Genomic DNA, 22,886 nt, shown 5'->3' with positions numbered 1-22,886 from the left:
TGCTGGCCGATTTCCGGGCCGTTCTCGACGGGTTGGAGTTCGCCGCGCCGTTGTTGCCGGTCGTGTCGAACGTGACCGGGGCCCTGGCCGGCGACGAGATCCGCACGGCCGACTACTGGGTGCGGCATGTGCGCGAGGCCGTGCGGTTCGCCGACGGGATCACCGCTCTGCGGGCTGGCGGGGTGGACACGTTCCTGGAGGTCGGGCCGCAGAGCGTGCTGACCGCGATGGCCGGCGACGTGCTGCCCGACGACGACGCCGTGCTGGCCGTCGCGGTGCAGCGCCGGGACCGGCCGGAGGTGCAGGCGTTGCTGCACGCCCTGGCGGGGTTGCACGTGCACGGCGTGCCGGTGACCTGGACGCAGTGGTTCGCCGAGACCGGCGCGCGGCGGGTGGACCTGCCCACGTACGCCTTCCAGCGGGAGCGGTACTGGCTGCCGCCCGCCGGCCAGTCCGCCGACGTCTCCGGGGCCGGGCTCGGCGTGGCGCGGCACCCGCTGCTCGGCGCGGCGGTGTCGGTCGCCGGCGAGGACATGGTGGTGCTGACCGGCCGGCTGTCGGTGTCGACGCACCCGTGGCTCGCCGACCACGTGGTCTCCGGCGCCGTGGTGGTGCCGGGCACCGCGCTGGTGGACCTCGTCGTCCGGGCGGGCGACGAGGTCGGCGCGTCCCGCGTCCGCGAGCTGACAGTGCTCGCCCCGCTCGTGCTGCCCGCCACCGGCGGCGGGGTACGGGTTCAGGTCCGGGTCGGTCCCGTCGACGGGACCGGCAGTCGCTCGGTGACCGTGCACTCCCAGCCCGAGGACGACTCCGAGTCGGGCTGGACCCGGCACGCCGACGGCCTCGTCGGCGCCCCCACTGCCGACGAGCCCACCCTGGGCGCCTGGCCGCCACCCGGCGCGTCCGAGGTGGACGTCACCAGCTGGTACGCGACGGTCGCCGAGCACGGGCTCGCGTACGGGCCGGTCTTCCGGGGCCTGTGCCGGGCGTGGACCGCCGACGGCGAGGTGTTCGCCGAGGTCGCCCTCCCCGACGAGGTCACCGGTGACCCGGCGGGCTTCGGGGTGCACCCGGCGTTGCTGGACGCCGCCCTGCACCCCGTCGGGCTGCTGCCCGCCGACGAGCCGGGCGGCGGGCCCCGGGTGCCGTTCGCGTTCGAGGGTGTGCAGGTCCACGCCGTCGGCGCCCGGACGCTCCGGGTCCGCCTCACCGCCTCCGGCAACTCGGTGCGGCTGGTCGCCGCCGACGAGACGGGCGTGCCCGTGGTGTCGGTGGACTCGCTGACGCTGCGCGAGATGACCGGCCTGGCGGCCGCGCCGGACGAGGCGTACCGATCCCTGTTCGAGATCTCCTGGCAGCCCGAGCAGATCGCCGCGCCCGACGGCGCGTACGGCTGGGCAGTGCTCGGTGACCGCCCGCTCGACGGCGCGCCGCAGCTCCCGGCGTACGCCGACGTCGCCGCTCTGACCACGGCGGCGACGGACGGCACCGCCCCGGCGGCGCTGCTGCTGCCCGTCACCCCGGCGACCCCCGGGACGGACGTGCCCGACGCGGTGCGCTCCGTCACGACGGACGTCCTCGGCGCGGTGCAGGCGTGGCTGGCGGCCGAGCCGCTGGCGGACTCGCGGCTGGTCGTCGTGACGCGCGGCGCCGTGGCCACCGGCGCCGACGACCGCGTCAGCGACCTGGCGGGGGCGGCGGTCTGGGGCCTGCTGCGCTCGGCCCAGTCGGAGCACCCCGGCCGGCTCGTGCTGGCCGACCTGGAACCCGGCGCCGACCTGGACGCCGACCTGCTGGCCCTGCTCGCCGCAGCCGCCGACGACCCCACCCTCGGCGGACAGGTCGCGGTGCGGTCGGGCACGGCGTACCTGCCGCGGCTGGTCCGCGCCACGGGCGCCGCGCGGACCCCGGCGACCCTCGACGGGGGAACCGTCCTCGTCACCGGCGGCACCGGATCGCTGGGCGCCCTGGTGTCCGAACACCTCGTCACCGCCTACGGCGTGCGTTCGCTGGTGCTGGCGTCCCGGCAGGGCCCGGCGGCCCCCGGAGCCGACGAGCTGGTGCGGGGGCTGGCCGCGCTGGGCGCGACCGCCCGCGTGGTCGCCACGGACGTGACCGACCGCGAGCGCGTCGGCGAGCTGGTCCGGTCCATCACCGCCGACGACCGCCTGGCCGGGGTGGTCCACACCGCCGGCGTCCTCGACGACGGCATCGTCAGCGGGATCACCGCCGACCGGCTGGCGGACGTGCTGGCCCCGAAGGTCACGGCGGGCTGGTGGCTGCACGAGGCGACCGCCGAGCTGGACCTCGACCTGTTCGTGCTCTTCTCCTCCGTCGCCGGGGTGCTCGGCTCTCCCGGCCAGGCCGCGTACGCGGCCGGCAACGCCTTCCTGGACGCCCTCGCCGTGCTGCGGGCGCAGCGCGGGCTGCCCGCCGTCAGCCTCGCGTGGGGCATGTGGGACACCGACGGCATGGCCGCGTCGATCAACGACACCGACCGGGCGCGGGTGACCCGGGCCGGTCTGGTCCCGATGACCGCCCCGGTCGGGCTCGGGCTGTGGGACGCCGCCCTGACCCACGGCGGCGCGGCGCTGGTGCCGGCCGTGGTCGACCTGCCCGCCATGCGGGCACGGACCGCGGCCGGCCGGGTGCCGTTGATGCTGCGGGGCCTGGTGGGACCGGCCGCGAAGCGTCGCCGCTCCGGCACCGGCACGTGGGCCGACCGGCTGGCCGGCCTCGACCCGCAGGAGGCTCGTACGCAGGTGGCCCTGCTGGTGCGCGGGATGATCGCGCAGGTGCTCGGCCACGGCGGCGCCGAGGCGGTGCCGGCGGACCGGGCGTTCCGGGAACTGGGCTTCGACTCGCTGACCGCCGTCGAGCTGCGCAACCGGATCAACAGCGCGAGCGGACTGCGGCTCACGTCGACGCTCGTCTTCGACTACCCGACCCCCGCCGCCCTGTCGGAGCACCTGTACGAGCAGTTGTCCGGCCAGGTCGCCGAGCAGCAGCGGGCCGTGCGGGCGACGAACGTCGACGAGCCGATCGCCATCGTGGGCATGGCCTGCCGCTACCCGGGCGGCGTGACGAACCCGCAGCAGCTGTGGGACCTGGTCGCCGCCGGCGCCGACGGCATCGGCGAGTTCCCCACCGACCGCGGCTGGGACCTCGACCGGCTCTTCCACCCCGACCCGGACAACCCCGGGACGTCGTACACCCGCCACGGTGGCTTCCTGTACGGGGCCGCCGAGTTCGACCCGGACTTCTTCGGCATCTCGCCGCGCGAGGCGATCGCCATGGACCCGCAGCAGCGACTGCTGCTGGAGGCGTCCTGGGAGACGTTCGAGTCGGCCGGCCTCGACCCGTCGCGGCTACGCGGCAGCCGGACCGGCGTCTTCGCCGGGCTCATGTACCACGACTACGCCTCCGGCGTGCAGGACCTGCCCGAGGGCGTGGGCGGCTACCTCGGCACCGGCACCTCCGGCAGCGTGCTGTCCGGCCGGGTCGCGTACACCTTCGGCCTCGAAGGCCCGGCGGTCACTGTCGACACGGCGTGCTCGTCGTCGCTGGTCGCGCTGCACCTCGCGGTGCAGGCGCTGCGCGGCGGCGAGTGCGATCTCGCCCTGGCCGGTGGCGTGACCGTCATGGCGACGCCGGGGACGTTCATCGAGTTCTCCCGGCAGCGGGGCCTGTCGCAGGACGGTCGCTGCAAGTCGTTCGCGGCGTCGGCCGACGGCACGGGCTGGTCCGAGGGCGTCGGTGTGCTGCTGGTGCAGCGCCTGTCGGACGCGCAGCGTGACGGCCGGCGGATCCTGGCGGTGGTACGCGGCAGCGCCGTCAACCAGGACGGCGCGTCGAACGGGCTGACGGCCCCCAACGGCCCGTCGCAGCAGCGGGTCATCCGGCAGGCCCTCGCGAACGCGCGGCTGACCACGGCCGATGTGGACGCCGTCGAGGCACACGGCACCGGCACGACCCTGGGCGACCCGATCGAGGCGCAGGCGTTGCTGGCGACGTACGGGCAGGACCGGCCCGCCGACCGGCCGCTCTGGCTGGGCTCGATCAAGTCGAACATCGGCCACACCCAGGCCGCCGCCGGGGCGGCCGGCATCATCAAGATGATCATGGCGATGCGGCACGGGGTGCTGCCGTCGACGCTGCACGTCGACGAGCCGTCCCCGCACATCGAGTGGAGCGCCGGGGCGGTCTCCCTGCTCACCGAGGCCCGCGACTGGCCCGCGGCGGGTCGGCCCCGTCGCGCCGCGATCTCGTCGTTCGGCGTCAGCGGCACCAACGCGCACGTGATCATCGAGCAGCCCCCCGCCGAAGCGGAGCCCACCCGGGGCGAGCACGCGCCGACGCCCGCCGCCGGGTCGCTGCCGACCCCCGTGCTGCTCTCGGCCCGCTCCGAGGCCGCCGTCGCGGCGCAGGCCGACCGCTGGGCCCGCTGGATCGCCGACGACGAGAAACTGCGCCCCGCCGACGTCGGCTGGTCGTCGACAGTCAGCCGGGCCGTGCTGGAGCACCGTGCGGTGGTCACCGCGACGGGCCGGGACGAACTGCTGGCCGGGCTGCGGGCGCTCGCCGCCGGTGAGCCGGCCGCCGCCGTGGCGGCGGGGGCCGGCACGACGCGTACGCAGCTGGCCGTGCTGTTCTCGGGTCAGGGTGCGCAGCGCGCGGGGATGGGCCGGGAGTTGTCCGCCCTGTTCCCGGTGTTCGCCGCCGCGTTGGACGAGGTGTGTGGGCAGCTCGATCCGTTGCTGCCGCGCCCGCTGCGGGAGGTGCTGTTCGCGTCGGAGGGTTCCGCCGAGTCGGGGTTGCTGGACCAGACCGTCTTCACGCAGGCCGGTCTGTTCGCGGTCGAGGTGGCGTTGTTCCGCCTCGTGGAGTCGTTCGGAGTCGTTCCCGACGTGGTGGCCGGTCACTCGATCGGTGAGGTGACGGCGGCGTACGTGGCCGGGGTGCTGTCCCTGGCCGACGCGTGCGCCCTCGTGGCGGCGCGGGGCCGGTTGATGCAGGCGCTACCCACCGGTGGCGGGATGCTGGCTGTGGCCGCTGACGAGGCGGCCGTGGTGGAGTCGATCGCCGGGCTGACCGATCGGGTCGGTATCGCGGCGGTCAACGGGCCTACCGCCGTGGTGGTGTCGGGTGCCGTCGAGGCCCTGGCGGAGGTGGAGCAGGCCTGGCGGGAGCGGGGTGTGCGTACCCGCCGGCTCACCGTCAGCCATGCGTTCCACAGTCCGCTGATGGTGCCCATGCTCGATGAGTTCCGCGCCGTCCTGGCGGGGCTGGCGTTCCGGGCGCCGCTGCTGCCGGTGGTGTCGAACCTGACCGGGGCGCTCGCCGACCCGCAGGAGATCACCCGCGCCGAGTACTGGGTGCGGCACGTGCGGGAGGCCGTGCGCTACGCCGACGGCATCGCCGCCCTGCGGGCCACCGGGGTTGGCACATTCCTGGAGATCGGCCCGCAGAGCGTCCTGACCGCCATGAACGCCGACCTGCTCGCCGACGACGCGCTGGCGGTGGCCGTCCAGCGTCGGGACCGTCCCGCCCCGCAGGCGCTGCTGCACGCGCTCGCCGAACTGCACGTGCACGGTGTACCGGTGAGCTGGACGCAGTGGTTCACCGACAGCGGCGCGCGCCGGGTCGACCTGCCCACGTACGCCTTCCAGCACCAGCGGTACTGGCTCGGCGCGGGCCAGGCGCGTACCGCCGACGTCTCCGGCGTGGGCCTCGGCGTCGCCGGGCACCCGCTGCTCGGCGCGGCGGTCACCGTCGCCGGCGCCGACATGGTCGTGCTGACCGGCCGGCTCTCCCTCGCCACCCACGCGTGGCTCGCCGACCACGTCGTCTCCGGCACGGTGATCGTGCCCGGCACCGCCCTGGTGGAGTTGGCGGTGCGGGCGGGTGACGAGGTGGGTGCGTCGCGGGTGCGGGAGTTGACCGTGGCTGCGCCGCTGCTGCTGCCGCAGGCGGGTGCGGTGCGGGTGCAGGTACGCGTCGGCGCGGCCGACGAGACCGGCACCCGGGTCGTGGCGGTGCACTCGCAGGCCGAGGGCGACCCGGAGGCCGACTGGGTCCACCACGCGGAGGGCGTGCTGGAGCCGGCGACGGCCGACGAGCCGAGCGTGGGGGAGTGGCCCCCGGCCGGCGGGTCCGAGCTGGACGTGACGGGCTGGTACCCGACGCTTGCGGAGCACGGCCTGACATACGGGCCGGTGTTCCAGGGACTGCGCCGGGTGTGGACCACCGGCGACGACGTGTACGCCGAGGTGGCGTTGCCGGACGAGGTGGCGGGCGACGCGGCGGGCTTCGGGGTGCACCCGGCCCTGCTGGACGCGGCCCTGCACCCGATCGGGCTGCTGCCTGGCACGGAGGGGTCGGGCGGGGCGCGGGTGCCGTTCGCGTTCGAGGGTGTGCAGGTGCACGCCTCGGGTGCGCGGGTGCTGCGGGTGCGGCTGACACGTACGGGTTCGGCGGTGCGGCTGGTCGCGTGCGACGAGTCGGGCGCGGCCGTGGTCTCGGTCGACTCCCTCGCCCTGCGCGAGCTGGCCGGCGTGACCGCGGCGGGCGCGGCGGCCCGGTCGCTGTTCGAGGTCACCTGGCAGGCCCAGGAGGTCACGCCGACCGGGGACGTCGCCGGGTGGGCGCTGGTGGGCGAGCCGGCAACCGCCGACCTGTCGGCCCTCGCTGAGCTGCTGGCGCACGGCGACGTCGCGGCGTTCGCCGGATCGGCGGGTGCGGCGCCGCGGCTGCTGCTGGTGCCTGCCGGCAGCGCGCACCGTCCCGACCACGCAGGCGCGCCGGACGCCGCCGCCGACAACGACCCCGACGCGGTGCGTGCGGCGACCACGGCCGTGCTGGCGACCGTGCGGTCCTGGCTGGCGGCGGATGCGCTGGCGGAGTCGCGGCTGGTGGTGGTGACGCGGGGCGCGGTGTCGGTGGCTGCGGACGACCGGGTGTCCGACCTGGGCGGTGCGGCGGTGTGGGGTCTGCTGCGTTCTGCGCAGTCGGAGCACCCGGGTCGCATCGTGCTGGCGGACGTCGACGGCGACGTGGACGCCGGGCTGTTGGGTGTGCTGGCCACGGTGGCCGACGAGCCGGTGGCCTTCGGCGGTCAGGTCGCGGTGCGTGCGGGTGGGGTGTTCGTGCCGCGTCTGGTTCGTGCGGTGGTGCCGGCGTCGGTGGAGACGCCGGTTGTGGGTGATGGTGCGGTGTTGGTGACCGGTGGTACGGGTGCGTTGGGTGCGTTGGTGGCGGAGCATCTGGTGTCGGCGCATGGTGTGCGGTCGCTGGTGTTGGTGTCGCGTCGTGGTCCGGAGGCTGTGGGTGCGGGTGAGTTGTCGGAGCGGTTGTCGGCGCTGGGTGCGTCGGTGCGGGTTGTCGCGTGTGACGTGACGGACCGGGATCAGGTCTTCGGGCTGGTGGCTGAGGTTTCCGCCGGGGGTCGGTTGGCGGGTGTGGTGCACACCGCCGGTGTGCTGGATGACGGGGTGGTCGAGCGGGTCACCGAGGAGCGTCTGGCAAGGGTGTTGGCGCCGAAGGTGTCGGCGGGTTGGTTGTTGCACGAGGCGACGGCGGGTCTGGGTCTGGATCTGTTCGTGGTGTTCTCGTCGGTGGCGGGTGTGCTGGGTTCGCCGGGTCAGTCGGCGTACGCGGCGGGTAACGCGTTCCTGGACGGGTTGGCGGTGTACCGGCGGCAGCTCGGGTTGCCGGCGGTGAGCCTGGCGTGGGGGATGTGGGACACGGACGGTATGGCCGCGTCGATCGGCGAGGCGGACCGGGCGCGTTCGGCGCGGGCTGGCCTGACGCCGATGAGCGCCGAGATCGGGCTGGAGCTGTTCGACGCCGCCCTGGTGGCGGGGCGGCCGGCGTTGGTGCCGGCCGTGATCGACGTACCGGCGATGCGGGCAGCGCTCGGCGCCGGCCCGGCGCCAGCGGTCCTGCGTACGCTGATCGGATCGACGGCGGCCCGGCGACGGGCCGCACGAAGCGGCGACTGGGCCAACCAGCTCGCGGGCCTCGCGCCCGACGAGGCGCGCGCCCAGATCGACGTGCTGGTGCGGGGCCTGGTCGCGCAGGTGTTGGGGCACGGTGGTGCGGAGGCGGTGCCGGCGGACCGGGCGTTCCGGGAGTTGGGCTTCGACTCGCTGACGGCGGTGGACCTGCGTAACCGGTTGAACGCGGCCACGGGGCTGCGGCTGGCCTCGACGCTGGTCTTCGACTACCCGACCCCGGCCGCGCTCGTCGACCACCTGCACGAGCAGGTCTCCGGGCAGATCACCGCCCGCCAGACGGCGGTGCTCACCGCCGGCACCGACGAGCCGATCGCGATCGTCGGCATGGCCTGCCGCTACCCGGGTGGCGTCGAGAGCCCGGACCAACTGTGGGCGTTGCTGGCCGGCGGCGGCGACGGGATCTCGGAGTTCCCCACCGATCGCGGCTGGGACCTGGAGAGCCTGTTCGACCCGGACCCGGAGCACAGCGGTACGTCGTACACGCGCCATGGTGGTTTCCTGTACGGGGCGGCGGAGTTCGACGCGGGCTTCTTCGGGATCTCGCCGCGCGAGGCTCTGGCGATGGATCCGCAGCAGCGGTTGCTGCTGGAGGCGTCGTGGGAGTCGTTCGAGTCGGCGGGGCTGGACCCGTCGCGGTTGCGGGGCAGCCGGACGGGTGTGTTCGCCGGTGTCATGTACCACGACTACGCCTCCCGCCTGATGGACCTGCCGCCGGACGCCGAGGGCTTCGTCGGCACGGGCACGTCGGGCAGTGTGCTCTCCGGTCGGGTGGCGTACACGTTCGGCCTCGAAGGCCCGGCGGTCACCGTGGACACGGCGTGCTCGTCGTCGCTGGTGGCGCTGCATCTCGCCGCGCAGGCGTTGCGGTCGGGCGAGTGTGATCTGGCGTTGGCCGGTGGTGTGACGGTGATGGCGACGCCCGGCACGTTCATCGAGTTCTCGCGGCAGCGGGGTCTGTCGCAGGACGGCCGGTGTAAGTCGTTCGCGGCGTCGGCCGACGGTACGGGCTGGTCCGAGGGTGTGGGCGTGCTGCTCGTGGAGCGGCTGTCGGACGCGCGGCGCAACGGGCACCGCGTGCTGGCGGTGGTACGGGGCACGGCCGTGAACCAGGACGGTGCGTCGAACGGGCTGACCGCGCCGAATGGTCCGTCGCAGCAGCGGGTGATCCGGCAGGCGCTGGCGAATGCGCGTCTGTCGCCGTCGGATGTGGACGTGGTGGAGGCGCACGGTACGGGCACGACGCTGGGTGATCCGATCGAGGCGCAGGCGTTGTTGGCGACGTACGGGCAGGAGCGTCCGCAGGATCGGCCGTTGTTGTTGGGGTCGGTGAAGTCGAACATCGGGCACACGCAGGCGGCGGCCGGTGTGGCTGGTGTGATCAAGATGGTGTTGGCGATGCGCCATGGTCTCGTCCCGGCGACGCTGCACGTGGACGAGGCGTCCCCGCACGTGGACTGGACGGCCGGGGCGGTGGCCCTCGCGACGGAGGCGACGCCGTGGCCGGCGGTGGATCGGCCGCGTCGGGCGGCGGTGTCGTCGTTCGGGATCTCCGGCACCAACGCGCACGTGATCGTCGAGCAGCCGCCGGCCGAGACGATCGAGGGTGAGGTCGTCGCCCGCGAGGTGCCGCCGGTGGTGCCGGTGCTGCTGTCCGCGCGCTCCGACGCGGCCCTGGCCGCTCAGGCGGGCCGGTGGGCGCGCTGGCTGAGCGTCGATGAGGCCTCGCGTCCGCTGGACGTGGCCTGGTCCTCCGTCACCACCCGGCCCGCGCTGGAGCACCGGGCGGTCGTCACCGCCGCCGACCGGGACGACCTGGTCGCGGCGCTGACCGCCCTCGCCGACGGCGAGCCCACCGGTACGGTCGTCTTCGGCGCCACCGGCCAGCGGGGCCAGCTCGCCCTGCTCTTCTCCGGCCAGGGTGCGCAGCGCGCCGGGATGGGTCGGGAGCTTTCCGCCCTGTTCCCGGTGTTCGCCGCCGCGCTGGACGAGGTGTGCGGACACCTCGATCCGCTGCTGCCGCGTCCGCTGCGTGAGGTGCTGTTCGCCGAGGCGGGCACCGCCGAGGCGGCGCTGCTGGACCAGACGGTGTTCACGCAGGCCGGGTTGTTCGCGGTCGAGGTGGCGCTGTTCCGCCTCGTGGAGTCGTTCGGGATCGTGCCGGACATGCTGGCCGGTCACTCGATCGGTGAGGTGACGGCGGCGTACGTGGCCGGGGTGTTGTCCCTGTCCGACGCGTGCGTCCTCGTGGCCGCGCGGGGCCGGTTGATGCAGGCGCTGTCCACGGGCGGCGGCATGCTGGCCGTGGCGGCCGACGAGGCCGCAGTGGTCGAATCGATCGCGGGGCTGACCGACCGGGTGGGCGTCGCTGCGGTCAACGGGCCCGCCGCCGTGGTGGTGTCGGGTGCGGTCGACGCGCTCGACGAGGTGGAGCGGCACTGGCGGGAGCGGGGCGTGCGTACGCGTCGGCTGGCGGTGAGCCACGCGTTCCACAGCCCGTTGATGGAGCCGATGCTCGACGAGTTCCGCACGGTTCTGGAGGGGTTGACGTTCTCCGCGCCGCTGTTGCCGGTCGTGTCGAACGTGACCGGTGCGCTGGCCGGCGACGAGATCCGCACGGCCGACTACTGGGTGCGGCACGTCCGCGACGCCGTGCGCTTCGCCGACGGGATCACCGCTCTGAGGGCTGGCGGTATCGACACGTTCCTGGAGGTCGGGCCGCAGAGCGTGCTGACCGCGATGGCCGCCGACGTGCTGCCCGACGACGACGCCGTGCTGGCCGTGGCGGTGCAGCGCCGGGACCGGGCGGAGGCGCACGCGCTGCTGCACGCCCTGGCGGAGCTGCACGTGCACGGCGTGCCGGTGACCTGGACGCAGTGGTTCGCCGACGCCGGTGCGCGGCGGGTCGACCTGCCCACGTACGCCTTCCAGCACCAGCGCTACTGGCCCGCCGCCAACCGGGCGCGTACGGGCGACGTGTCCGGGGCCGGACTCGGCCGCACCGGGCACCCGCTGCTCGGCGCGACAGTGGACCTGGCCGGTGACGACGAGACGGTGCTGACCGGCCGGCTCTCCCTGACCACGCACCCGTGGCTGGCCGACCACACGGTCTCCGGGCTGACGCTGGTGCCGGGCACGGCCCTGGTCGAGCTGGCCGTACGGGCCGGCGACGAGGTGGGCCTCTCCCGGCTGCGGGAGCTGACCATGGCCGCCCCGCTGGTGCTCCCGAAATCCGGGGGCATACGCATTCAGGTGCGGGTGTCCACGTCGGAGTCGCCGCAGCGTCCCGTCGCCGTCTACTCCCGCCCCGACGACGATCCCGAGGCGGGCTGGACCCGGCACGCGGAGGGTGTGCTGGAGGCGTCCACCGCCGACGAGCCCGACACGATCACCTGGCCCCCCGCCGCGACGTCGGAGGTGGACCTCGCGGGGTGGTACGCGACGCTGGCGGAGCACGGCCTGGCGTACGGGCCGGTCTTCCAGGGGCTCCAGCGTGCATGGGTCGGCCGCGACGAACTGTTCGCCGAGGTGGCCCTGCCGGAGGCCGCCGCGACGGAGAGCGCCGGATTCGGCGTGCACCCGGCGCTGCTGGACGCCGCCCTGCACCCGATCGGGCTGCTGCTCGGTGGCGAGGAGACGGGCGGGCCGCGCGTGCCCTTCGCCTTCGAGGGCGTGCAGGTCCACGCGGCAGGCGCGGGGACGCTGCGGGTGCGCCTGACCCGCGACGGCTCCGGGCTGCGTCTGGCCGCGTACGACGAGGTGGGCGCGCCGGTCGTGTCGATGGACTCCCTCGTCCTGCGAGAGCTGACCGGCGTGGCCGCGCCGGGCGTGGCCTCGCGGTCGCTGTTCGAGCTGCGGTGGCCGGCCGTGGAGGCCGCACCCGCCGGGGAGCTTTCGGGATGGGCGCTGGTGACCGGCGGCCTGGAGCTGCCGGCACCGGTAGGAATGCCCACGTACGCCGACGTGGCGACGGTCGCGGGGGAGGAGTCCGTCCCCCGTACGCTGCTGCTGCCGGTGTTCCCCGCGCCCGGCGCGGCGACGCCGGAGTCGGTCCGTGCAGTGACCTCGGACGTGCTGGCGACGGTGCAGTCCTGGCTCGCGGCGGACGCCCTGGCGGACTCGCGGCTCGTGGTCGTGACCCGGGGCGCGGTGTCGGTCGGCGGCGGCGACCGGGTGACCGACCTGGCCGGTGCGGCGGTGTGGGGTCTGCTGCGGTCGGCGCAGTCGGAGCACCCGGGCCGCATCGTCCTCGCGGACGTCGACGGTGACCCGGATGCCGCGCTGGTGGCCCTGCTGGACGGCGTCCTGCGGGAACCGGCCGCGACCGGCGGCCAGTTGGCCGTCCGAGGGGGCGCGGTGTACTCGCCGCGCCTGGTCCGGGCCGGCATCACGGCCGCGCAGACGCCCAGCCTGGGTGACGGCGGGGTGCTGGTGACCGGTGGCACGGGTGCGCTCGGTGCGCTGGTGGCGGAGCACCTGGTGTCGGTGCACGGCGTGCGCTCGCTGGTGCTGGTGTCGCGGCGCGGGCCGGAGGCCGCCGGTGCGGGCGAGCTGTCGGAGCGGTTGTCCGCGCTGGGCGCGTCGGTGCGGGTTGTCGCGTGTGACGTGACGGACCGGGATCAGGTGTTCGGTCTGGTGACCGAGATCGGTGCCGGGGGTCGGCTGGCGGGTGTGGTGCACACGGCCGGTGTCCTGGACGACGGTGTCGTGGAGGGGCTGACGGCGGAGCGGCTGGCGGCGGTCCTGGCGCCGAAGGTGTCGGCGGGTTGGTTGTTGCACGAGGCGACGGCGTCGCTGGATCTGGATCTGTTCGTGGTGTTCTCGTCGGTGGCGGGTGTGTTGGGTTCGCCGGGTCAGTCGGCGTATGCGGCGGGCAACGCGTTCCTGGACGGGTTGGCGGTGTGGCGGCGGCAGCTCGGGTTGCCGGCGGTCAGCCTGGCGTGGGGCATGTGGGACACCCCCGGCATGGCCGCGTCCATCGACGAGGCGGACCGGGCGCGGTCCGCGCGGGCTGGCCTGACTCCGATGAGCGCCGAGACCGGGCTGGAGCTGTTCGACGCCGCCCTGGGCGCCGACCGGGCGGCCCTCGTACCGGCCGTGATCGACGTGCCCGCGCTGCGGGCGGCGACCTCCGGCGGCACCGTGCCGGCCGTGCTGCGCACCCTGATCGGCGTGAGCAGCACCCGCCGCCAGGCGGGACAGGGCGGTGGCGGCTGGGCCGAGCGGCTCGCCGGGCTCACCGAGGACGAGGGCCGCGCCCAGGTCGACGTGCTGGTGCGCGGTCTGGTCGCGCAGGTGTTGGGGCACGGTGGTGCGGAGGCGGTGCCGGCGGACCGGGCGTTCCGGGAGTTGGGCTTCGACTCGCTGACGGCGGTGGACCTGCGTAACCGGTTGAACGCGGCCACGGGGCTGCGGCTGGCCTCGACGCTGGTCTTCGACTACCCGACCCCGGCCGCGCTCGCCGACCACCTGTGGTCGGAGTTGTCCGGGGTGCGCCAGTCGACCGCCGGCCAGGTCGCCGGCCCGGTCGTCGGCACCGACGAGCCGATCGCCATCGTGGGCATGGCCTGCCGCTACCCGGGCGGGGTGGAATCCCCCGACGAACTGTGGGAGCTGCTGGCCGGCGGTGGCGACGGGATCTCCGAGTTCCCGGCGGACCGCGGCTGGGACCTGGAGTCGCTGTTCGACCCGGACCCGAACCGCAGCGGTACGTCGTACACGCGCCATGGTGGTTTCCTGTACGGGGCGGCGGAGTTCGACGCGGGCTTCTTCGGGATCTCGCCGCGCGAGGCTCTGGCGATGGATCCGCAGCAGCGGTTGCTGCTGGAGGCGTCGTGGGAGTCGTTCGAGTCGGCGGGGCTGGACCCGTCGCGGTTGCGGGGCAGCCGGACGGGTGTGTTCGCCGGTGTCATGTACCACGACTACGCCTCCCGGCTCATGGACCTGCCGACCGAGGTGGAGGGCTACGTCGGCACCGGCACCTCCGGCAGCGTGCTGTCCGGTCGGGTGGCGTACACGTTCGGCCTCGAAGGCCCGGCGGTCACCGTGGACACGGCGTGCTCGTCGTCGCTGGTGGCGCTGCATCTCGCCGCGCAGGCGTTGCGGTCGGGCGAGTGTGATCTGGCGTTGGCCGGTGGTGTGACGGTGATGGCGACGCCCGGCACGTTCATCGAGTTCTCCCGGCAGCGCGGCCTGTCGCAGGACGGCCGCTGCAAGTCGTTCGCCGCGTCGGCCGACGGGACCGGCTGGTCCGAGGGCGTCGGCGTGCTGCTGGTGCAGCGGCTCTCCGACGCCCAGCGCGAGGGTCGGCGCATCCACGCCGTGGTGCGGGGCACCGCCGTGAACCAGGACGGCGCGTCCAACGGCCTGACCGCGCCGAATGGTCCGTCGCAGCAGCGGGTGATCCGGCAGGCGCTGGCGAACGCGCGCCTGTCCCCGGCGGACGTGGACGTGGTGGAGGCGCACGGTACGGGCACGACGCTGGGTGATCCGATCGAGGCGCAGGCGTTGCTGGCGACGTACGGGCAGGAGCGTCCGCAGGATCGGCCGTTGTTGTTGGGGTCGGTGAAGTCGAACATCGGGCACACGCAGGCGGCGGCCGGTGTGGCTGGTGTGATCAAGATGGTGTTGGCGATGCGCCATGGTCTCGTCCCGGCGACGCTGTACGTGGACGAGGCGTCCCCGCACGTGGACTGGACGGCCGGGGCGGTGGCCCTCGCGACGGAGGCGACGCCGTGGCCGGCGGTGGATCGGCCGCGTCGGGCGGCGGTGTCGTCGTTCGGGATCTCCGGCACCAACGCGCACGTGATCGTCGAGCAGCCGCCGGCCGAGACGATCGAGGGTGAGGTCGTCGCCCACGAGGTTCCACCCGTCGTGCCGGTGCTGCTGTCCGCGCGCTCCGACGCGGCCCTGGCCGCTCAGGCGGGCCGGTGGGCGCGCTGGCTGAGCGTCGACGAGGCCCCGCGTCCGCTGGACGTGGCCTGGTCCTCCGTCACCACCCGGCCCGCGCTGGAACACCGCGCCGTCGCCGTGGTGGCCGACCGGAGCGATCTACTCGCCGCGCTCCGGGCCCTCGACGCGGGCGAGCCCTCCGGGGCCGTCGTGACCGGCACCACCACCGCCGCACGCGGTCAGCTCGCGCTGCTGTTCTCGGGTCAGGGTGCGCAGCGCGCCGGGATGGGTCGGGAGCTTTCCGCCCTGTTCCCGGTGTTCGCGGCCGCGCTGGGCGAGGTGTGCGGACTCCTCGATCCGCTGCTGCCGCGTCCGCTGCGTGAGGTGTTGTTCGCGTCGGAGGGTTCGGCCGAGGCGGCGCTGCTGGATCAGACGGTGTTCACGCAGGCGGGTCTGTTCGCGGTCGAGGTGGCGCTGTTCCGCCTGGTGGAGTCGTTCGGGGTCGTTCCCGACATGCTGGCCGGTCACTCGATCGGTGAGGTGACGGCGGCGCATGTCGCGGGCGTGCTGTCCCTGGCGGACGCGTGTCAGCTCGTGGCGGCGCGGGGTCGGTTGATGCAGGCGCTACCCACCGGCGGCGGGATGCTGGCGGTGGCCGCTGACGAGGCTGCGGTGGTGGAGTCGATCGCGGGGCTGACCGACCGGGTGGGCGTCGCTGCGGTCAACGGGCCCGCCGCCGTGGTGGTGTCGGGTGCGGTCGACGCGCTCGACGAGGTGGAGCGGCACTGGCGGGAGCGGGGCGTGCGTACGCGTCGGCTGGCGGTGAGTCACGCGTTCCACAGCCCGTTGATGGCGCCGATGCTGGCCGAGTTCCGCACGGTTCTGGACGGATTGACGTTCTCCGCGCCGCTGTTGCCGGTCGTGTCGAACGTGACGGGTGCGCTGGCTGGCGACGAGTTCCGTACCCCGGAGTACTGGGTGCGGCACGTGCGGGAGGCTGTCCGCTTCGCCGACGGGATCACCGCCCTTAAGTCCGCCGGTGTGGACACGTTCCTGGAGGTCGGTCCGCAGAGTGTGCTGACCGCGATGGCCGGCGACGTGCTGCCCGGCGACGACGCCGTGCTGGCCGTGGCGGTGCAGCGCCGGGACCGGGCGGAGGCGCACGCGCTGCTGCACGCCCTGGCGGAGCTGCACGTGCACGGCGTGCCGGTGACCTGGACGCAGTGGTTCGCCGAGACCGGCGCGCGGCGGGTGGACCTGCCCACGTACGCCTTCCAGCACCAGCGCTACTGGCCCGAGGGCGCGGCCGAGAAGCGGGCCGCCCCGGACGGCGGCGACGTCGAGTTCTGGACCGCCGTCGAGCGTGGCGACCTGGCCGCCCTCGCCGCCGAACTCGGCGACGACCCCGACGCCCTGGACACGCTCGGCCCGGCCCTGCCGGTCCTCTCGCGCTGGCGTCGGCACCGGTCCCGGGACACCGCGCTGGACGGGTGGTCGTACCGGATCGGGTGGGAGCCGGTCCGGCCGAACCCGAAGACCAGGCTGTCCGGGCGGTGGCTGGTCGTCACCGTCGACAGCGGCGCCGACGCGGGCGTGGCGAAGACCCTCACCCAGGCCGGTGCCCGGGTGGATACGCTCACCGTGTCGTCCACCCTCGACCGCGCCGACCTGGGCGACCGGCTGCGACGGATCAGCGGGGACGGCTGGGCCGGGGTGCTCTGCGTCCTGCCCCGCCAGGACCGGCCCCCGGCGCACACGCCGGCGTTGCCCGCTGGCACGGCCGCCCTGCTCACCCTCGTCCGGGCGCTCACCGACACCGGCCTGGCCGGACGGGTGTGGGCGCTCAGTCGGACCGCGATGCCCGTCACGGCCGGCGAACGGGTCGACGACGTCTGGGCGGCCCTGGCCTGGGGCCTGGGCCGGGTCGTCGCCCTCGAACAGCCGGACCGCTGGGGCGGCCTGGTGGACCTGCCCGCCCGCGCCGACCGCGGCGCCCGCGCCGGGCTCGTCGCGGTCCTCGCCGACGGCACCCTGGACCAGGTGGCCGTCCGGCGCAGCGGCCTCTTCGGCCGGCGGCTGGTGTCGGCCGTGCCGCCCGTGGGTGTGGGTTGGCGGCCTGCCGGGACGGTGCTGGTGACCGGTGGTACGGGTGGGTTGGGTCGGCATGTGGCGCGCTGGTTGCTGGCGAACGGGGCCGGTGAGGTGGTGCTGGCTTCGCGGCGGGGTCCGGGGGCGCCGGGTGCGGCGGAGCTGGTGGCCGAGTTGGGTGCGGTGCGGGTGGTGGCGTGCGACGTCACCGACCGGGCCGCCGTCGACGCCCTGGTCTCCGGGCTGCCGGCGCTGACCGCCGTCGTGCACACCGCCGGGGCGTCCGGCGGCACCACCCCGGCGTACGAGGTGACCGACGGCGAGCTGTCGGACACCCTGGCCGGCAAGGTGCTCGGCGCCCTGCACCTCGACGCCGCCTGCCGGGGTCGCGACCTCGACGCGTTCGTGGTCTTCTCCTCGGTCGCCGGTGTCTGGGGCGGCGGCGGGCAGGCCGGCTACGCGGCCGGTAACGCCCTGCTCGACACCCTCGTCGCAGCCCGCCGGGCGAAGGGCCTGCCCGCCACCGCGCTGGCGTACGGCCCGTGGGCGGAGGACGGCATGGCCGCCGGGGAGACCGCCGACCGCCTGCGCCGCCGCGGGTTCAACCCGCTCGCGCCCGACGCCGCCGTCGCGGCGCTCGGCCGCTGGGTGAACGCCCCCGAGGCGGCCCCGGTGATCGTGGACGTCGACTGGTCCCGGTTCGTCACGGCGTTCACCGCCGCACGGCCGAGCCACCTCTTCGACCGGGTCGCCCCCGCCGTCGCCGAGGAGCCGCAGCGGCCGGAGAGCGCCGCCGCCACCGACGGGCTGCGCAACCGGCTCGCCACGCTGCCGGCGACCGGCCAGGAGGCGCTGCTGGTAGACCTCGTCCGCGCGGAGGCGGCGGCCGTGCTCGGCCACCCCACCACCGACCAGGTGCCAGCCGGCCGGGCGTTCCGGGAGCTGGGCTTCGACTCCCTCGCCGCCGTGCAACTGCGGGACCGGCTGGGCCGGGTCACCGGCCTGACCCTGCCGTCGACAGTGGTCTTCGACCACCCGTCGGCTGCGGAACTGGCCCGCTTCCTGCGTACCGAAATCGTCATCGGCGCGGACGGCGGCCCGGTCACCGGCGGCGTGGCCTCTGCCCGGCCGGCGGCCGACGAGCCGATCGCGATCGTCTCCATGGCCTGCCGATTCCCGGGCGGGGTGTCGTCGCCGCAGGAGCTGTGGCGCCTGCTGGCCGAGGGGGTGGACGCGGTCACGCCGATGCCGACCGACCGGGGCTGGGACCTCGACGGCCTGTTCGACAGCGACCCGGAGCGGGTCGGCACCAGCTACACCCGCAGCGGCGGCTTCCTGCACGACGTCGTCGGCTTCGACGCCGCGTTCTTCGGGATCAACCCGCGCGAGGCCCTCGCCATGGACCCGCAGCAGCGGCTGCTGCTGCACACCACCTGGGAGGTCTTCGAACGCGCCGGCATCGACCCGCACCGGGTACGCGGCTCCGCCACCGGCGTCTTCATGGGCACCAACGGGCAGGACTACGCCACGCTGCTGCTGGGCGCCCGCTCGCAGGTGGAGGGCTACCAGGCGACCGGCAACGGCGCGTCGGTGGTCTCCGGCCGCCTGGCGTACTCGTTCGGGCTGCACGGCCCGGCGGTCACCGTCGACACGGCCTGCTCGTCGTCGCTGGTGGCGCTGCACCTGGCCGCGCAGGCGCTGCGCAGCGGCGAGTGCGACCTCGCCCTCGCCGGCGGCGTGACGGTGATGTCGACCCCGGGCGCGTTCCTGGAGTTCTCCCGGCAGCGCGGCCTCGCGGCCGACGGGCGGGTCAAGGCGTTCGCCGAGGCCGCCGACGGCACGGGCTGGGGCGAGGGCGTCGGCGTCCTGCTGCTCCAGCGGCTCTCCGACGCCCAGCGCGACGGCAACCGGATCCTCGCCGTCGTACGGGGCAGCGCCGTCAACTCCGACGGCGCGAGCAACGGCCTCACCGCCCCGAACGGGCCCGCCCAGCAGCGGGTCATCCGGCACGCGCTGGACAACGCCGGCCTCACCCCCGCCGACGTGGACGTCGTCGAGGCGCACGGCACCGGCACCACCCTCGGCGACCCGATCGAGGCGCAGGCGCTGCTGGCCACGTACGGCAGGGACCGAACCGCCGAGCGGCCGCTGTGGCTCGGGTCGGTCAAGTCGAACATCGGCCACACCCAGGCCGCGGCGGGCGCGGCGAGCCTGATGAAGATGGTGCTGGCCCTGCAACACGAGGTGCTGCCGAAGACCCTGCACGTCGACGCGCCGACCCCGCACGTCGACTGGTCCTCCGGCACGCTGGCGCTGCTCACCGAGGCACGACCGTGGACCGCCACGGACGGGCCCCGCCGGGCCGGCGTCTCCTCGTTCGGCATCAGCGGCACCAACGCCCACGTGATCATTGAGGAGGCCCCGGAGCCGGTCGCCGCCGCCGACCCCGCAGCGTTCGAAGCGACCGTGGGGCACGGCGAAGCGCGACGCGACCACCGCACCGTGGCCCTGCCGTGGCCGGTCTCCGCTGCCGATCTGCCCGCCCTGCGCGAGCAGGCCGGGAGGCTGGCTGACCGCGTCGCGATCGGCGACGACCCGGCCGGCCTGGTCGCCTGGGCGCTCGCCGACGGCCGCGCCCACCTTGGCCGGCGGGCCACCGTGATCGCCGCCGACCGGGAGACCCGGCTGGCCGCGCTGTGCGCCCTGGCCGCCGGGGAGGAGCACCCCGCGGTGGTCACCGCCCGGCGACGCGCCGGCGGCCTCGCCGTCCAGTTCTCCGGCCAGGGCGCCCAGCGCCCCGGCGCCGGCCGCCAGCTGTACGACACGTTCCCCGTCTTCGCGGCGGCCCTCGACGAGGTCTGCGCGGCCCTGGACCGCCAACTGCCGCAGCCGCTGAAGCCGGTGCTGTTCGCGGCCGAGGGCAGCGCCGAGGCTGCGCTGCTCGACGAGACGGTCTTCACCCAGGCGGGGCTGTTCGCGCTGGAGGTGGCCCTGTTCCGGCTGGTCGAGTCGTTCGGGGTGGTGCCCGGGCACGTCGCCGGGCACTCCATCGGCGAGATCACCGCCGCGCACGTCGCCGGCGTGCTGTCCCTCGCCGACGCCGCCACGCTGGTGGCCGCCCGGGGAAGGCTCATGCAGGCCCTGCCCGCCGGGGGCGGGATGCTCGCCGTCGCCGCCGACGAGGCGGCCGTCGTCGAGTCCCTGGCCGGGCTGGGTGACCGGGTCGGCGTCGCCGCCGTCAACGGCCCCACCGCCGTGGTGCTCGCCGGGGCCGTCGACGCCCTCGACGGGCTGGAGCGGCTCTGGCGGGAACGCGGGGTGCGCACCCGCCGGCTGCGGGTCAGCCACGCGTTCCACAGCCCGCTGATGGAGCCGATGCTGGCCGAGTTCCGGGCCGTCCTCGACGGGCTGGCGTTCGCCGCGCCGCTGCTGCCGATCGTGTCGAACCTGACCGGGCGGCTCGCCGAGCCCGACGAGATCCGTACGCCCGACTACTGGGTGCGCCACGTCCGCGAGGCCGTCCGGTACGCCGACGGGATCGCCGCGCTGCGCGACGCGGGCGTGGACACCTTCCTGGAGCTCGGACCGCAGGCGGTGCTGACGGCGATGGCCGCCGGCCTGCTGCCCGGCGACGAGGACGGCACTGCCGTGGCGGCGTTGCGCGCCGGCGCCGACGAGCCGGCCGCCCTGCTCGCCGCGCTGGCCGTCGTGGACGGCACCGGGCGGGACGTCGACTGGGCGGCGGTGCTCGCCGCGCTGGCCGGCCCCCGTCCGGATCCCCGCCTGCTGCCCGAGCTGCCGACGTACGCGTTCCGGCCGCAGCGCTACTGGCCGACCTTCGACACGTTGCCGACACCGGCCGCCGACCCGGTCGACGACGCGTTCTGGCGGGCCGTCACCGACGGCGACCTGGGCCGCCTCGGCCTCGACCCGGACCAGCCGATGCGCGAGCTGCTGCCGGAACTGGAGTCGTGGCGGCGTCGCCAGCAGCTCGACGGGACCCTGGCCGGCTGGCGATACCGGGTCACCTGGGAGCGCCGGGCGCTGACCGGCGCCGACCCGGGCACGTGGCTGGTGGTGGCCCCGCCGCACCAGGTCACCGACCGGGTGCTCGCCGCCCTCACGGCCGGCGCCACGGCGGTGCACCTGCTGACCGTCGACCCGGCCACCGTCACCCGCGACGGTCTGGCCGCCGACCTCGACCGGCTCGCCGCCGCGCACCAGCCGACGGCGCTGCTGTCCCTGCTGGCGCTGGACGAGGCGCCACACCCGGAGCAGACCGCACTGCCGGCCGGCCTGGCGGCGAGCCTGCTGCTGGTGCAGGCGCACACCGGCCGCTCCGGCCCGGCCGTGCCGCTGTGGCTGGCCACCACCGGCGCCGTCGCCGTCGACGGGGAAGCGGTCGCGCACCCGACGCAGGCCACCACGTGGGGCCTCGGCCTCGTCGCCGCGCTGGAGCACCCCCGGCACGTCGGCGGAGTCGTCGACCTGCCGGCGGGCCCGGCCGAGGCGGCGTACGCGGCCCTGGTCGGGGCGCTGGTCAACGTCGACGGTGAGGACCAGCTCGCCGTCCGGGAGGCTGGCGTGCACACCCGGCGGCTGGTCCGGGACACCGGGCTGCCGGCGGCGGGCGACGGCTACCGGCCGAACGGCACCGTCCTGCTCACCGGCGGGACCGGCGCCCTCGCCCGGCACACCACCGACTGGCTGGGCCGCCACGGCGCCGAGGTGCTCCCGCTGGCCGAGCCGGCCACGGGCAAGCTCGGCGACCTGATGGAGCAGCTCGCCGCCGAGGAACGGTCGGTGACCGCGCTCGTGCACGTCCCGGCCGAGACCGGCTCGGTGCCGCTCGCCGAGCTGACCCTCGCCGGCCTGGCCGCCGACCTGGCCGCCACCGTCGGCGACGTCCCCAGGTACGCCGACGAGCTGGCTCACCGCCCGCTCGACGCGTTCGTGCTGTGCACCTCGACCACGGGGGTGTGGGGCGCGGGCGGCCGGGCCGGCCAGTCCGCCGGCGATGCGCTGCTGCACGCGCTCGCGGCGAACCGGCGGCACGGGGGACTGGCGGCCACCGCCGTGGCGTGGGGCCCGTGGAGCGACGACCCCGAGTCGCCCGAGCAGGCGCAGCTGCGCCGACGGGGCCTGCCGGGGCTGCCCCCGGAGCTGGCCCTCGAGGCGTTCGGGCAGGCGCTGCGGGCGGAGACGGGGCTGATCGTCGCCGACGTCCGCTGGGACCGGTTCGTGCCGACGTTCGCGTCGATGCGGCCGTCCCTGCTGCTGACGGGGATCCCGGAGGCGGGCGCGGCGATGCCCGCCGACGACGAGCGCCAGCCGGCGGACGACGAGGCGGCGACCGCGCTGCGGAAGCGGCTGCGGCCGCTGAGCCCCGCCGAACGCGAAGGCGTCCTCGTCGACCTCGTGGGCGGCCTGGCGGCGACCGTGCTCGGCCACGGCGGGGACGCGGGGCTGGAGCCCGACCGGGCGTTCCGCGAGGTCGGGTTCGACTCGATGACGGCCGTGGAGCTGCGCAACCGGCTCCGCGCCGCCACCGGCGTCCAACTGCCCGCCGCCGTGGTGTTCGACTACCCCACGCCGGCGGCCCTCGCCCGGCACCTGCGTGACCGGCTCGCGGAGGACGGCTCCGCCTCGGCGGCCCCGCTGCTCGCCGAGCTGGAACGGCTCGACGGTGTCTTCGCGGCCGACGCGCCGGACCGGCTGACCCGGCAGAAGCTGCTGGTGCAGCTGCAGGCGTTCGTCGCCCGGTGGGGCGACGACCGTGGTCCCGTCGAGGAGAAATCGGCCACGCACACCCTCGACGACGCCACCGATGCCGAGATCTTCGATTTCATCCACCGCGAGCTGGGTGGCCCCGGCGGCAGTTTGCCGGGTATCTAG

At 75.3% G+C, this 22,886-nt stretch carries 1 protein-coding gene (running past one end of the window); it reads left to right on the top strand.

The annotated features are described in order from the left end of the window. Positions 1 to 22,886 carry the 3' portion of a type I polyketide synthase gene (locus KSK32_RS31590; protein WP_216935500.1) on the top strand. Its footprint begins 7,000 nt before the window's first position, so the window shows 22,886 of its 29,886 coding nt (coding positions 7,001-29,886); the start codon falls outside the window, past its left edge; the stop codon is at positions 22,884 to 22,886.

The sequence above is a fragment of the Micromonospora sp. WMMB482 genome (assembly GCF_019038635.1).
In the GTDB taxonomy this organism is placed as follows: domain Bacteria; phylum Actinomycetota; class Actinomycetes; order Mycobacteriales; family Micromonosporaceae; genus Micromonospora; species Micromonospora marina.
Note: the sequence above shows the minus strand (reverse complement) of the source record. Positions and strands in the feature narration are given on the sequence as shown.